The sequence below is a fragment of the Caulobacter sp. GW821-FHT09H08 genome (assembly GCF_059415885.1).
Window position 1 is genome coordinate 115,778 of record NZ_JBWKOC010000002.1, and the last position, 13,555, is coordinate 129,332.

General features: G+C 68.1%; 9 protein-coding genes and 1 riboswitch. Of the genes, 4 read left to right on the forward strand and 5 right to left on the reverse strand.

Annotated elements, in window-relative coordinates:
- Window positions 1-4: 4 nt before the first annotated feature.
- Window positions 5-2,362, reverse strand: a complete 2,358-nt coding sequence (locus tag AC07NN_RS05885) for a TonB-dependent receptor (RefSeq protein WP_494638449.1) — start codon at window positions 2,360-2,362, stop codon at window positions 5-7.
- 187 nt (window positions 2,363-2,549) lie between these two features.
- Here AC07NN_RS05885 and AC07NN_RS05890 point away from each other — a divergent pair, with 187 nt between their 5' ends.
- The 3 genes from AC07NN_RS05890 to AC07NN_RS05900 all read left to right on the forward strand — a co-directional run bounded on the left by AC07NN_RS05890 (window position 2,550) and on the right by AC07NN_RS05900 (window position 5,322).
- Window positions 2,550-4,040, forward strand: a complete 1,491-nt coding sequence (locus AC07NN_RS05890) for an esterase-like activity of phytase family protein (RefSeq protein WP_494638451.1) — start codon at window positions 2,550-2,552, stop codon at window positions 4,038-4,040.
- A gap of 23 nt (window positions 4,041-4,063) precedes the next feature.
- Window positions 4,064-4,252: riboswitch (cobalamin riboswitch) on the forward strand.
- Between the two features lie 30 nt (window positions 4,253-4,282).
- Complete coding sequence (gene cobO / locus AC07NN_RS05895; protein WP_494638453.1) at window positions 4,283-4,921, forward strand: cob(I)yrinic acid a,c-diamide adenosyltransferase; 639 nt, start codon at window positions 4,283-4,285, stop codon at window positions 4,919-4,921.
- Window positions 4,918-5,322 carry a DUF1636 domain-containing protein gene (locus AC07NN_RS05900; RefSeq protein WP_494638455.1) on the forward strand — a complete coding sequence of 135 codons (405 nt, stop codon included), beginning with the start codon at window positions 4,918-4,920 and terminating at the stop codon, window positions 5,320-5,322. The genes cobO and AC07NN_RS05900 overlap by 4 nt, the downstream gene beginning before the upstream one ends.
- Here the strand turns inward: AC07NN_RS05900 and AC07NN_RS05905 are convergent.
- Both AC07NN_RS05905 and AC07NN_RS05910 read right to left on the reverse strand, forming a co-directional pair.
- Complete coding sequence (locus AC07NN_RS05905) at window positions 5,319-7,529, reverse strand: transglycosylase domain-containing protein (protein ID WP_494638457.1); 2,211 nt, start codon at window positions 7,527-7,529, stop codon at window positions 5,319-5,321. The two genes, AC07NN_RS05900 and AC07NN_RS05905, sit on opposite strands and share 4 nt — an antisense overlap.
- 271 nt (window positions 7,530-7,800) lie before the next feature.
- The gene (locus tag AC07NN_RS05910; RefSeq protein WP_494638459.1) at window positions 7,801-9,825 is read right to left on the reverse strand and encodes a phytase; all 2,025 of its coding nucleotides are present in this window, start codon (window positions 9,823-9,825) and stop codon (window positions 7,801-7,803) included.
- A 185-nt stretch (window positions 9,826-10,010) separates the two neighbouring features.
- On the opposite strand from AC07NN_RS05910, the gene AC07NN_RS05915 reads away from it, so the two are divergent.
- The gene (locus AC07NN_RS05915; protein WP_494638461.1) at window positions 10,011-11,267 is read left to right on the forward strand and encodes a histidine-type phosphatase; all 1,257 of its coding nucleotides are present in this window, start codon (window positions 10,011-10,013) and stop codon (window positions 11,265-11,267) included.
- A 159-nt stretch (window positions 11,268-11,426) separates the two neighbouring features.
- Here the strand turns inward: AC07NN_RS05915 and iolG (AC07NN_RS05920) are convergent, their stop codons facing one another.
- Both iolG (AC07NN_RS05920) and iolG (AC07NN_RS05925) read right to left on the reverse strand, forming a co-directional pair.
- Complete coding sequence (gene iolG, locus AC07NN_RS05920) at window positions 11,427-12,413, reverse strand: inositol 2-dehydrogenase (protein ID WP_494638463.1); 987 nt, start codon at window positions 12,411-12,413, stop codon at window positions 11,427-11,429.
- Window positions 12,414-12,429: 16 nt separating this feature from the next.
- The gene (iolG, locus tag AC07NN_RS05925; protein WP_494638465.1) at window positions 12,430-13,416 is read right to left on the reverse strand and encodes an inositol 2-dehydrogenase; all 987 of its coding nucleotides are present in this window, start codon (window positions 13,414-13,416) and stop codon (window positions 12,430-12,432) included.
- Window positions 13,417-13,555 lie beyond the last annotated feature (139 nt).

Sequence of the window (13,555 nt, forward strand, 5' to 3'; positions counted from 1 at the left end):
TTCCTTAGAAGTCGATGCTGATCGTGCCGAACACCTGACGCGGCGCCGACGAGTGGAACACCAGGATGCTACCGGGGGCGTCATCCGGCGCGAACACGCTGCTGTCGAAGTTCGACGCGTGGCGCTCGTTGGTCAGGTTGGTGATGTTCAGCGAGGCCTTGGCGCCCTTCAGGAAGCCGACCTCCTGGAACTTGTAGGCCAGGCCCAGGTCGAAGGTGGCGTAGCCGCCGAAGCTCTGGTCGTTGGTGTAGGTGTAGAAGCGGCGGCCGGTGTACTTGCCCATCAGCGAAGCCGAGAAGCCGCCCTGCTTCAGGGTCAGCACGCTCGAGAACATCTCCTTGGGCGTGTCGACCTGCTGCTTGCCCTTGGTCTGCTTGATCACGCAGGTGGTCGTGCACCAGTTGAGGTCTTCGTCGTAGGTCGACTTGTTGTACGAGGCGGCGTTGTACCAGTTCAGCCACGACAGCGGCCGCCACAGCACGCCGATTTCGGCGCCCTGGCTGGTGACGCTGCCGGCGTTGTGGAAGGAGTTGCCGCAGCCGGGGTTCTGCTGCTGGTTGGTCGGGCAGGGGTTGTACTGCAGCAGGCGGTTGTTGAAATCGACCTCGTAGGCCGAGACCGACAGCTGCAGCGGACCGCTGACATAGCGGTAGCCGGCCTCGAAGCTCTTCGAGGTCTCGGGCTTCAGGTACTGGCCCTGGGCGTCCCAGACGGCCTGCGAGACCGACTGCGGACCGAGCTTGAAGCCGCCCTGGAACATGGCCATGTTCTCGGCGTAGCTGGCGAAGACTTCGTGGCCTTCGGCGATCCGCCAGCGGACGCCGGCTTCCGGCAGGAAGCTGTCCTTGGCCTTCAGCACGCCCGAGGCGAACTGGCTGGAGGCCGTCACCGCCGCCTTGGCGGCGCCGCGCAGGGCCTGGGCGTCGGACTTGGCGCTGGTGCTCTTGAAGCCGAAATCGATGCTCAGGGCGTCGTCCAGCAGGCTCACCGTGTCCTGGACGTAGAACTGCTGCGTGGTCCAGTCGGTCTGCTGCACCCACTGGGCGGTGTCCGGCTGGCCCTTCAGGAACTTGGCCAGGCTGAAGGGGCCGGTGACGTTGGTCCAGATGTAGCGGGCGGCGCTGCTGGTGTTGTCCTCCAGCCAGAGGCCGGCCTGGACGTGGTTGAAGCCGAAGGTCCAACCGATGCTGGCCACCACGCCGGTGCGGTCGATGGTGTAGCGCGTGTCGCGGATCTGGACCGGCACGTCGTCGGCGGTCGAGGTCGTGCCCTGGTTGGACAGGCCGGCGATGAAGTTGTTGCCGGCGCCTTCGTCGGTGTGGCGATAGACTAGGGTGTGGGCGGTGATGTTCTCGCGGACCTGGAAGTCGCCCTTCAGATAGTAGAGCTCGTCGTTGCGCAGGATCTGACCGTTGGTGAAGGTGACGTCCGAGGTCTTCTCGGGGGCCGTCGAGTTCACGCACTTGGACGCCAGCGAGGCCACCGAACAGGCCGCGCGCGAGACGTAGGCGTCCCAGTTCGGCGCGTAGCCGGCCCAGTCCCAGCCCAGGCGCGTGACCATGTCCTTCGACAGGTAGGTGTCGTCGGCCTGGTTGGTCCGCGAGACGTCGGCGAAGGCGGTGATGACGTTGTCGCCGAAGCGGTACTGGGCCTTGGCGTTCAGCTGCTTGCCGGTCGACTTCTTGTAGGCGCCCTGGTTCACGAACAGGTCTTGCTGGACGTACTGGCCCGAGATGTAGGCCGACAGGCCGCCGTGCTCGCCAGTGTCGAAGCGCACGAAGCTGCGGGCGCTCTTCTCGCTGCCGAAGCCCTGGTTGGCCGAGACGGCCATGTCCTTCTTCGGGTTGCTGGACTCATAGGCCAGGGCGCCGCCGAGGTTGCTGGTCGAGGGGATGCCCAGGCCCGCGATGCCGGTGGCGAGCTCTGCCTTGCCCAGGTTCTCGGAGATCAGGGCGCGGCTGATGGTCAGGCCATTGTAGTTGTTGTAGGCGCCGTCGCCCAGCGGGGCGCCGTCCAGGGTGTAGCCCAGGTGGGTGGTGTTGAAGCCGCGCACCTGCAGCGACAGCGACTGCTCGTTGACGCCCAGGGCGTCGATCGACTGGGCCATCACGCCGGGCAGGAAGTTCAGCGCCTTCTGGACGCTCGTGCCCGGGGGCAGGGTTTCGAGGTTCGCCGGGGTCAGGGTCGAGACCGAACGGGTCTGGCCGCTGCCGACGACGACGACCGCGTCCAGCTCGTTGCTGTCGGCGGGCGCGGGGGCCGCGTCGGCCATCTTCATCGCCGGTTCGTCGGCGGCTTGCGCCTGGGTGGCGAGCATGAGGCAGGCGGCGATGGCCACCAGGCTGGCGGAACGAAGAAGCATTCGGATATCCCCCGATATCGAACGCCGCGCGGATTCTCGTCTACGGCGTCGATTGTTTACAAGCGCCGCGTCTATTCCACATGTTGATGACAGTTCTGCTGCGACTGCATGACGTTCACCGTCACAAAACCTACGCAGTCGCTCCCTATGAGCGCGCCAAGCTTACAAAGCACTTGAGGAGTCCTCGATGACGCGCCGCCGCCTCGCCGGAACCATTGTGGGTTTCGCCGCCATGGTCTTAGCTGCCGGCGCTTCGGCCCAGAGCGCGACCTACACCACGCCGCACTGGGACAAGAGCGCGGGGGATGTGACGGTGAGCTTCGGCGGCAAGACCTATGTCAATCACGGCCTGGTGGCGGTGGGCTGGCTGCCGGCGGCGACGCGCGACTTCAACGGCGAGAGCCTGGGCTCGTTCTCCAGCATGGCGTTGTCGGGCTGGAAGAAGAACGCGGATGGGTCCTACAGCGGGACCTTGCGCACTCTGCCGGACCGGGGCCCCAACAGCGTTGGCCCGTTCGCCGGCACGACCGACTACGCCAATCGCGTCCATGAGCACGCGATCACGCTGGTCCCGGGCAAGGGTCTGACCATCACCCCGACCGGCGGCTTCCTGCTGAAGGACCAGACCGGCGCGCCGTTCACCGGCAAGGATCCGGGCTCGAACATCCTGGAGCGCGGCGGCGCCCGCTATCCGTCGCCGGCCAGCGGCGAGGGGGCAGGGCGGATCAGCCTGGACAGCGAGGCCATCGCCTACCTCCCGGACGGGAGCTTCTACGTCTCGGACGAGTATGCGGCGGGCATCTATCTGTTCGACAAGACCGGCAAGCTGACCGGCGTCATCGAGACCGTCCCGGCCATCAAGCCGATCAAGAAGGGCGTGCTGGACTTCGGGGCCGAGAGGGCGCCGACCACGGGCCGCCGCAACAACCAGGGCCTGGAAGCCTTGGCGATCACGCCGGATGGCCAGCGCCTGATCGCCGTGCTGCAGAGCGCGACGATGCAGGACTCCACGTCCAACAACGCCACGCGCAACAACACCCGCGTGCTGGTCTATGACATCAGCAAGACCCGTACGCCCCTGGCTCCGATCGGCCATTACGCGCTGCAACTGCCGACCGTGCGCGAAGCCGGTGACGGCCAGGCGGCGGACGCCACGGCCGCTCAGTCCGAGGCCCTGGCGCTGAGCGACAGCCGCTTTCTGCTGCTGGCCCGCGACGGCAACGGGCGGGGCAAGGGCACGGCCAATGCGCCGGTCTACAAGAGCATCCTGCTGGTCGACCTGGCCGGCGCGACCAACCTGGCCGGCACGCCCTACGAGCAGGACGTGACGCCGATCGCCAAGGACGGCTTGCTGAATGCCGACATCAGGCCGGCCGCCCAGGCCGAGCTGATCAACATCCTGAACCCGGTCCAGCTGGGCGCTCGGGGCTTGAACCTGTCGGTCTCGCCCTCGACCCCGACCAGCCTGCCCGAGAAGATCGAGGCCATGGCCATGGGGTCGGCCTTCGACAGGGCCGCGCCGCACGACGTCTTCCTGCTGGTCGGCTCGGACAACGACTTCGCCAGCGCCAAGGGCCACGTGAACGGCCAGGACTTCGACGCCTCGCTGAAGGGCGAGACGGGGACGGGCGACAACGACAACCTGATCCTGGTGTACCGGCTAACCCTGCCCAACTGAGCTTGACCCCTCGGCCGGGCGCGCCTACCCCGGACGGCGAAGGCATGGAGGTCGCAAGGCCTCCGGGAACGCGGTGACCAATCCGCGGCTGCCCCCGCAACTGTGATCGTCCGTCGATCGTCACGGCACTCAGCCACTGGAGCTTCGGCTCTGGGAAGGCGCCGCGACGGGAGGGCGTAAGCCAGGAGACCGGCCTTCATCGTATCAACGCGGCCGGCGGGGTGTCCGGCGAGGGCAGGGTGATGAACAAAAAAGCCGACGCGGCGGAGGCCGCCCAAGAGGCCGCGAAGAACGCGCGCCATAACGCCAAGATGAAGGTCATCCAGGCCGCGCGCGCCAAGATGATGGCCGAGCGCCAGATCGAGAAGGGCCTGCTGATCGTCCATACGGGCGCGGGCAAGGGCAAGACGACGGCCGCGCTCGGCATGGTCTGCCGCGCCATCGGCCACGGCCAACGGGTCAGCGTCATCCAGTTCATCAAGGGCGCGATGGAGACCGGCGAGAAGGTCGTGTTCGACGCCTTCCCCGATCAGGTCGAGTTCCGGCCGATGGGCGAGGGCTTCACTTGGGACACCCAGGACCGCGCCCGCGACATCGCGGTGGCCCGCCAGGCCTGGGACGCGATCAAGGCCCGCATCGCCGATCCCGACTGGGACATGGTGGTCGCCGACGAGCTGAACATCATCCTGCGCTACGACTACCTGCCGCTGGCCGAGGTGCTGGAGGTGCTGGTCAGCCGGCCCGAGGGCAAGCACGTGGTGGTCACCGGCCGCAACGCGCCGGATGCCCTGATCGCGGCCGCCGACCTCGTCACCGAGATGGCCCAGGTCAAGCACCCGTTCCGCTCCGGCGTGAAGGCCCAGGCGGGGATCGAGTTTTGACCCTCCTGCGCGAGGCCGAAGACGGCCCGGCGGTGGTGGTCTGCAGCACCTGCCGCGTCTCGACGGAAGAGCGGGAAACGCCCGAGGGCGTGCGCGGTGGGGCGCTGCTGGCTGCGGCCTTGCGCGGGATTGCCGACGGAACGGGCGTGGCGATCCAGGAGATGCCGTGCCTGTTCAACTGCACGCAGCACTGCTCGATCCACCTGCGGGCTCCGGGCAAGATCGGCTACGTCCTGGGGCGGTTCGAACCGACAGCGGAAGCCGCGCGGGCGATCCTCGACTACGCTGTGGCCTACGCCGCCAGCGACGAGGGCGTGGTGCCCTACCGCCAATGGCCCGAGGGCGTGAAGGGCCACTTCATCGTGCGGGTTCCGCCGGCGGGGAGGCTGGTGGGAGACTAGCCCCGCGGCTCAGGCGGCGGAGGCGCGGCCGGGGCAGCGGGAACGGGAGCGACCGGCGCGGGCTCGGTCGGGACCGTCAGCGGCGCCACCGGCAAACCGTCGGGGCCGATCTCGCCTTCGAACGGCAGGCCGAGGTCCTCCAGCGGATCCTCTTCGACCGCCGGGCCGACGTTGCGACCCAGGGCGGATAGCATGAAGGCCTTCCAGATCTTGGCGGGCTCGCCGCCGCCGACCACGCCGTTCATCGAGCTGTTGTCGTCGTTGCCGACCCAGACCCCGACCACCAGGTCGTCGACATAACCAACGAACAGGGCGTCGTGATAATCCTGGGTCGTGCCGGTCTTGCCGAACGCGCCGGGGATGGCCGCTTCCAGGCCCGTGCCGCGATGGGTGGCCGAGCGCAGCAGGTCGCGCATGCCCAGCAGCACCTTCGGGTCATAGGCGGTGGTCTTGGGCTTCTTGAAGTCGTTCAGGGCGTGCGGGACGATCGGATATTCGCCGGCCGCCACCGAGGCGTAGGCGGCCGTCAGGCGGGTCAGGCTCATCGAGCCGGTGCCGAGCGCCATGGTCAGGTCGTCGGGGATCTTCTCGGTGATGCCCAGCTCGCGGGCGACCTTGATCACCTTCTTGGGGCCAAGGTCATGCGCCAGGCGCACGGCCGCCACGTTCGACGAGGCGGCGAAGGCGCTGATCAGGGGGATCTCGCGGTCGCGATACTTGCCCTCGTGGTTCTGCGGCGTGTAGCCGCTGACCTGCACCGGGGTGTCGAGGATCGGCGAGGTCGTGGTCATGCCCGACTGTAGGGCGGCCAGGTAGACGAACAGCTTGAATGACGAGCCCGGCTGGCGCTCACCGTCGGCGCGGTTGAACTGGCTGGTCCCGTAGTCGCGGCCGCCGACCATGGCGACGACGCGGCCGTCCTTGCGCATGGCCACCAGGGCGCCCTGGGTGATGTTCAGGACCTTGCCGTCGCGCTCGATATAGTCGTTGAGGATCCGCTCGGCCTTCTCCTGCATCTCGGGATCCAAGGTGGTCTGAACGACCGTCTCGCCATAGCGCGCGCCGATCGAGGCGCGGGCCTGGGGCAGGGCCCAGTCGGCGAAGTAGGAGCCAGTCGGCAGCTTGTCCTCGGACTCTACCGCCGAGACCTCGCCGACCGCGTCGGCCTGGGCCTGGGTGATGGTCTTGGTCTCGACCATGGCGCCCAGCACCACGCGCATCCGCTCGCGGGCGCCTTCGATGTTGTTGGTCGGCGCCAGGCGGGAAGGGGCCTTGACCAGGCCGGCCAGCATGGCGGCCTCGCCGACGGAGAGCTGCTCGGGCTGCTTGCCGAAATAGTGCCGGGCCGCGGCGCGCAGGCCAAAGGCGCCGTCGCCGAAATAGACTGACGACAGGTAGCGCGACAGGATCTCGGACTTGGAGAGGCGGGCTTCCAGATAGACGGCGATCAGCGCTTCCTGGGCCTTGCGACGCAGGTTGCGATCGCTCGAGAGGAAGGCGTTCTTGGCCAGCTGCTGGGTGATGGTCGAGCCGCCTTCGGAGACGCCGCCGGCCTTGGCGTTCTTGCCGAGCGCGCGGGCGATGGCCTTCGGGTCGACGCCCATGTGGCTGTAGAAGCGGCGGTCCTCGATGGCGATGAAAGCGCCGGGCACATAGGCCGGCAGCTTGGCCACGTCGATCGGGGCTTCCTTGTACGACCCGCGACGCGCGATCGGCGAGCCGTCCTCGGCGACCAGCACGATGGCGGAGTTGTTCAGCGGCTCCAGGGCGCGGCTCAGCGGCAGCGACCAGAACAGCGACCCGATCAGCACGATCACCAGCACCACGGCGGCGGCCGCGCCGATCAACCAGGCGGGACGCTTCCAGATCGGCGGCTTCTTGATCTTGACCGGCTCGGCCGGGGATAGGGCGGCTTCAAGAACGGCCTCGACGGCTTCGGGCAGTTCGGTTTCAGCGGCCTCGGGCGGCGCCTCTTCCGGGAGAGCTTCGGGCTCGACGGCCTCGACGGCGACAGGCTTGGCGGCGCGCGGCTTGCGCGGACGGGCCGGCTTCGGCGCGGTGAGCTCCGGCGCGCCTTCACCCAGTCCGGCCGCCTCTGTCATCGCGACCGAAGCGCGCGGCTTGCGAGGCTTGCGCTGCTTGGCAGCCGATGGGGGCGTCGCCGGAGTCTCCGGGGCGTCGTCGTTGGGATCGGTGGGATCGGACATGGGGCTCGGCGCTCGCTTCGGGCCTAGCCCTCAATCGTCGAGGGCGGTCATTACCACACGGCCCCGGCAAGCCAAGCGCGCAGGAATAGAAGTTTTTTCAGGCGCGCCCTTGAATGGCCGTTCGGTGATCATAGATCACTCTCGTGAGGCCAGCGGCCTCTGCCCTTCCTGGGGCGTTTCCTCCCTAACTTCTTAGCCCGGACGATCTTCGCCCGGGCTTTTCTTTTGCCTGAATGGCGGCCGGTCTTGTGACCGGCCGCACATGTGGCGCCTAGAGTTTCAGCTTGGCCGCGATCACCGACCAGGGCACCAGCTTGAAGTTCTGGGCCTCGGGAGGGGAGATGTTGCGCCCGTCCTGGGCGACGAAGGCGCCGCCTTCCAGGCCCGCGCCGAGCGAGGCGCTGGAGACGTCCAGGCCGTCGGTCTCGGAGATCCCGTCGACGCCGTTGTCGCCATTGGCCGTGACCGCGAAGCTGCCGACATAGGCGTTGTCGCCCTCGCGGCGGAACACGGCGTAGGTGTTGTTGCCCTGGCTGGAGACGACCAGATAGCCCTTACCCTTGGGCTGGGCGTAGAGGCCGACGCCTTCCAGGTCGTCCTTCAGGGCGGGGTTGTCGGCGACGCGGGCGATGGCCTTGCGGGTCTGGCCCGCGCTGGCGTCCGCGCCCAGCTTCCACAGCGCCACGTCTTCCTCGGCGATGTAGAGCGCGCCGGTCTCGTCGTCGGCGACGCAGCCTTCGGTCTGGGTGTCGAACTTCAGATCGCGCACGGCCTTGGCGGCGACCTTGCCATTGGCGGTGGCGGTCAGGCTGTACTGGCGGACCAGGCCGTCGGGATCGCTGACGAACACCGACATGCCGCCCTTGCGGTCGCGGTACATGCACAGGCCGTAGGGGTCCGGCAGGCCGCTGGCCTGGACGCCGTCGGCGACGCTGGTCAGCAGGCGGGTCTCGGGATCGATCGTGTACAGAGCGATGGCCTTGTGGGTCCGGTCGCTGGCCGCGACCAGGGTCACGGCCTTGCCGCCCAGTTGGAAGCCGCCGCGCAGGTCGACATTGTTCATCTTGCCGTCGGGCAGGTACTGCAGGCGCTTGCCGGACAGATCGTAGACCAGCATGCCGCCCTTCTTGTCGGTGGCGATGATGGCGCTCTTGGCCGGGTCGGTCGGGTGGACCCAGATGGCCGGATCGTCGGCGGCGTCGCCGTCGTGGCCGACCGGCTCGGTCTCCATGGTGGCCTGGACCAGGGCGACCTTGCTGGGCTCGGCCTGTGGCGCGTCCTGGCCGGGCGCCAGCTTCATCGCCGAGGCGATGTCCTTCCACGAGACGATCTTGCTGTTGGCGCCGTTGTTGCGGTCGTCGGCGATCAGCAGAGCGCCGGCGGGCAGGCCCGGGCCTACCGGCGCACGGACGCCGAACAGGCCCGAGGGACCCTCGATGGCCGGCGCGCCGTTCGTCTGCACCTTGAAGGCCCCGAGGAAGCGGTCGTCGGCGCCACGGTCATAGACATTGTAGTCGCCGGTGTCGGCGTTGGCGGCAACCAGGTGGTCCGCGCCCTTGCCGCCATTGATCACGGCCAGGCCGCCGACCTCGCCGGCGATGTGACCCAGGCGATTGATGTCGACGATGGTCGGGACCGGTTCGGCCTCGGGATCAACGTCATAGCGCCAGATGCCCACGGCCTTCTGGCCGACATAGAGCGCGCCGCTGGCGTCGTCGGCGACGCAGTACTTGGCCTCGGACGACAGGTGCAGGCGGCGGACGACGCGGCCATCCACCTTGCCGTCGGCGTTGGCGTAGAGCAGCCACTGGTCCAGCTGGCCCTCACGACCCATAGCGAAGGCGTAAAGCGCGGCGTCGCGGGCGCTGCGGTGCAGGCAGATGCCTTCGCCGGAATAGCCGAGCATGAGCGGTTTGGCGTCGACAGCGGTGGTAACGCCGCTGGCGTAATCGCGGGCGAAGACGCGCAGGCGGCCGATCTGGCGGTCCAGGGCGACGATCAGGGCGTGCTTGCCGTCCTCGCGGGTGTCGACGGCATAGACCTCGCCGCCCGGGATGGCGGCGATACGCTGGCCGTCCAGGCTGTAGAGCTCCAGCCCGCCCAGCTTGCCGTTGGCGGCGATCACGCTCTTGGCCGGATCGGTCGGGTCACGCACCAGGACCACGGTATTGGCGCCGCCCTGGGCGGTCGGGACGGTGGCGCCGACGACACCCACCGCGGGCGAGGCCGTCTGGGCCAGGGCCGGCGCGGCGGTCAGCAGGGCCAGCAGGCTGGCGGCGAGTTTCAAGCGGTTCATCGTGTTGCCCCTCGTGTCATGGTCACGTCTTGCATCTGGCCTAGACGCCGAGCGCTGACGCCTCGCTGACGGATCGCGTCAATCTGAAGAAAAATTCCATCGATATTGTAAAATAGAAAATTTATTCGTATTCTGATGTCAATGAAACAGCCGCGCTTTGAACCAAGCGGCTTGAGGGAGGCGTTATGGCGAGGCTTCGAAACGCGTTGATGACGGCGGCGATGGCCGTGGTTCCGCTGCTGGCGGGGACGGCGAACGCCGCCTCTACGGGAGGTCCGACCGAGGGCCTGAAGCTGGAACGGGTGGTCATGATGATGCGCCACAGCGTCCGCCCGCCGACCAAGGCGCCGGCCACGCCCGAGGGCACGACCGCCCAGGCCTGGTCGAGCTGGACCACGCCCTTCGGTGAACTGACCCCGCACGGCGCCGAGGGCGCGCGGCTGATGGGCGTCTACTACCGCACCTTCCTGGGCGCGCGGGGCCTGTTGCCGCGCGACGGCTGCGCCCAGGCCGGCGACATCGTCGCCTGGGCCAGCGGCAAGCAGCGGGCGATCAAGACCGCCGAGATGTTCGTCGAGGGTCTGCAGCCTGGCTGCGGCCTGAAGGTCACCCACCCGGACGACGAGGCCAACGACCCGATCTTCCACCCGGCCGAAGGCATCGACGGCGACATCGCCCTGAAGGCCGCCCAGAGCCAGAAGCCAGGCATCGCGGCCGAGGCCCGCGTCCACGCCGCAGACTTCGCGGTGCTGCAACGCGTGCTGGGCTGCGACCCGGCGACCAAGGCCGGCTGCGGGATCGCCAAGAAACCCTCCAGCCTGAAGGGTAACAAGGGCGACAACCCGGACGTGGAAGGCGCGCTGTCGATCGCCTCGACGGCCGGCCAGACGGTCCTGCTGGAATATGTCGAGGGCAAGCCGATGGACCAGGTCGGCTGGGGCCGCGCCTCCAAGGCCGACATCCAGGCCATGCTGCGCTTCCACCCGGTGAAGTTCCACTACGAGGTCGGTTCGCCCTACATCGCCGAGCGCTACGCCGCCCCGGTTGCCAAGGAGATCCTGGGCGCGCTGACCGGCGCCGAGGGCACGGGCGGCAAGCTGACCATGCTGGTCGGCCACGACACCAATATCGCGGCCCTGCGCGGCTTCTTCGGCGCGCACTTCACCGCCACCGACTATCCGCAGGACGATCCGCCTCCGGGCGGGGCGATGGGCTTCGAGCTGCTGAAGGACGCTGGCGGTAAGGCCTATGTGCGGGCCTTCTACACGGCCCAGACCATGGACCAGCTACGCGAGCTGCAACCGCTCTCGGCCAGCAACCCGCCGTCCTATTCGTACTTCAAGATCCCCGGCTGCGGCGTCCCGGGCGAGGCGACCCTGTGCCCGCTCGAGACCTTCCAGAAGATCGTTGGCGGCAAGCTGAAGAGCCCCGCCAAGAACTGACCTCTGTCCCCCCGATAGGGCAAACTGCAACGGCGGCTCTCCTGCGGAGCCGCCGTTTTTCTTTGGCTTGAGAGCGGACACGAAAAAGGGGCCGCCGGAGCGACCCCTCATCCGCCAGCCTGCGGCTGCCACCTTCTCCCGCAAGGGGAGAAGAGGTCTTCAGAGTTTCACGACCTGACCCGTCTTCGCCGACTGGCCCGCGGCCTCGGCGAGCGCCAAAGCCTCGACGCCATCGACATAGCCGACCGAGGGCAGGGCCTCGCCGCGGATGATCTCGGCGAAGTGCGCCATCTCGCGGCGATAGGCTTCGGCGTAGCGGTCGAGGAAGAAGTTCTGGAAGGCGTCGCTGGCCGCGCCGTTCTCGCCCCAGACGCTGACCGTGCTCTCCATGACATTGTCGGCGCGGACCAGGCCCTTGGCGCCGAACGCCTCGATGCGCTGGTCGTAGCCGTAGCCGCTGCGGCGGCTGTTGCTGATCACGCAGATCTTGCCCGAAGCGGTGCGCAGCAGAATCTTGGCGGTGTCGACGTCGCCGGCCTCGCCGATGGCCGGATCGACCAGGCAGCTGGCGGCGGCGAACACCTCGGTCACCGGCTCGCCCAGCAGCCAGCGGGCCATGTCGAAGTCGTGGATAGCCATGTCCTTGAAGAGGCCGCCCGAGACCTTGACGTACGAGACCGGCGGCGGGGCCGGGTCGTGGCTGGTGATGTGCACCGTCTCCAGCGCGCCGACGACGCCGGCCGAGAGGCGGGCTTTCAGCCCTTGGAAGTTCGGGTCGAAGCGGCGGTTGAAGCCCAGGAACAGCTTCACGCCCTTGCCGCCCAGCTCGCCGGACGCCGAGCGGGCGCGGGCCAGGTCCTGGTCGATCGGCTTCTCGCAGAACACCGCCTTGCCGGCCGCGATGGCCTTGAGGCTGTAGTCGAGGTGGGTGTCGGTCGAGCTGGCGACGATGACGCCGCCCACGCTCGGGTCGTTCAGGGCGGTGTCGAGGTCGGCCACGGTCGCGCCGGTCTCGGCGGCCAGGCTTTCGGCGGCCGAGGCGACCGGATCGACGACGTACTTCAGGCGCAAGCCCGGCTGGCCGGCGACGTTCTTGGCGTGGATGCGGCCGATGCGGCCGGCGCCCAGGATGGCGATGTCGTGCATGAGGATACCTGTACGCTTAGAGTCTGACGGGCGCGCCGGTCGCCACCGAGCGGGCGGCGGCTTCGGCGAGTTCGAGCGAGGCGATGCTGGCGGTGAGGCCCGCCTCGGGCTTGGCCTTGCCTTCCAGGATGTCGGCGAAGTGGTCCATCTCGGCGGCATAGGCCCCGACGTAGCGGTCGATGAAGGCGTAGGGGAACTTGTCGGCCTTGGCGCCGCTCTCGCCCCACACCGACACGGCCGTGTTGGTGACGTTGTCGACCCGGGCCGCGCCCTTGGAGCCGAACGCCTCGATGCGCTGGTCATAGCCATAGCCGGTGCGACGGCTGTTGCTGATCATGCAGAGACGACCCGTGGCGGTGGTCAGCAGCACCTTGGCGGTGTCGACATCGCCCAGCTCGCCGATCTCCGGATCGATCAGGCACGAGGCCCAGGCGAAGATCTCGACCGGACGCTCGCCCAGCAGCCAGGGCGCCAGGTCGAAGTCGTGGATGGTGAAGTCCTTGAACAGACCGCCGCTGGTCGGGATAAAGGCCGGGGGCGGGGTGGCCGGGTCGTGGTTGACGATGTGCAGGCTTTCCAGCGCGCCGATGTCGCCGCCGTCGATGCGGGCCTTCAGGGCGCGGTAGTGCGGGTCGAAGCGGCGGTTGAAGGCGACGAACAGGCTGTCCTCGGCCTTCTCCAGCTCGCCCTTGGCGGCCAGCAGGGTGGCCAGGTGCAGGTCGAGCGGCTTTTCGCAGAACACTTTCTTGCCGGCCCGGAGGGCCGACAGCGTGTTGTCGAGGTGCGCGTCGGTCGAGCTGGCGACGATGATCCCCTTGATCTCTGGATCGGCCAGCGCGTCGTCGAAGCTCTTGAGCTCAGCGCCCAGTTCCTTGGCCAGCGGGCCGGCGACCTCGGGGCGGGGATCGACCAGGGCCACGAGGTCCAGCCTCGGATTGGAGGCGGCGTTGCGGGCGTGCACCGCCCCCATGCGTCCCGCGCCCAGCTGCGCCACCTTGATCATCGTCCGCTCCCAAATCTTCGAGTCGTCTGTCTGCGGCTCATGCGACGGCCGCGTTCCATTCTCGTGTAATATGGAACAAAAATTCCTTCCAGATGGAAAGTGGAACGGTTCGTCAATTTCCCTGCGTTTGTGTTCGTGG

Bases quoted from the DNA above. Each gene is read 5' to 3' on its own strand.
- AC07NN_RS05885 (WP_494638449.1), bottom strand. From the start codon at position 2,362: ATGCTTCTTCGTTCCGCCAGCCTGGTGGCCATCGCCGCCTGCCTCATG.
- AC07NN_RS05890 (WP_494638451.1), top strand. From the start codon at position 2,550: ATGACGCGCCGCCGCCTCGCCGGAACCATTGTGGGTTTCGCCGCCATG.
- cobO (WP_494638453.1), top strand. From the start codon at position 4,283: ATGAACAAAAAAGCCGACGCGGCGGAGGCCGCCCAAGAGGCCGCGAAG.
- AC07NN_RS05905 (WP_494638457.1), bottom strand. From the start codon at position 7,529: ATGTCCGATCCCACCGATCCCAACGACGACGCCCCGGAGACTCCGGCG.
- AC07NN_RS05910 (WP_494638459.1), bottom strand. From the start codon at position 9,825: ATGAACCGCTTGAAACTCGCCGCCAGCCTGCTGGCCCTGCTGACCGCC.
- AC07NN_RS05915 (WP_494638461.1), top strand. From the start codon at position 10,011: ATGGCGAGGCTTCGAAACGCGTTGATGACGGCGGCGATGGCCGTGGTT.
- iolG (WP_494638463.1), bottom strand. From the start codon at position 12,413: ATGCACGACATCGCCATCCTGGGCGCCGGCCGCATCGGCCGCATCCAC.
- iolG (WP_494638465.1), bottom strand. From the start codon at position 13,416: ATGATCAAGGTGGCGCAGCTGGGCGCGGGACGCATGGGGGCGGTGCAC.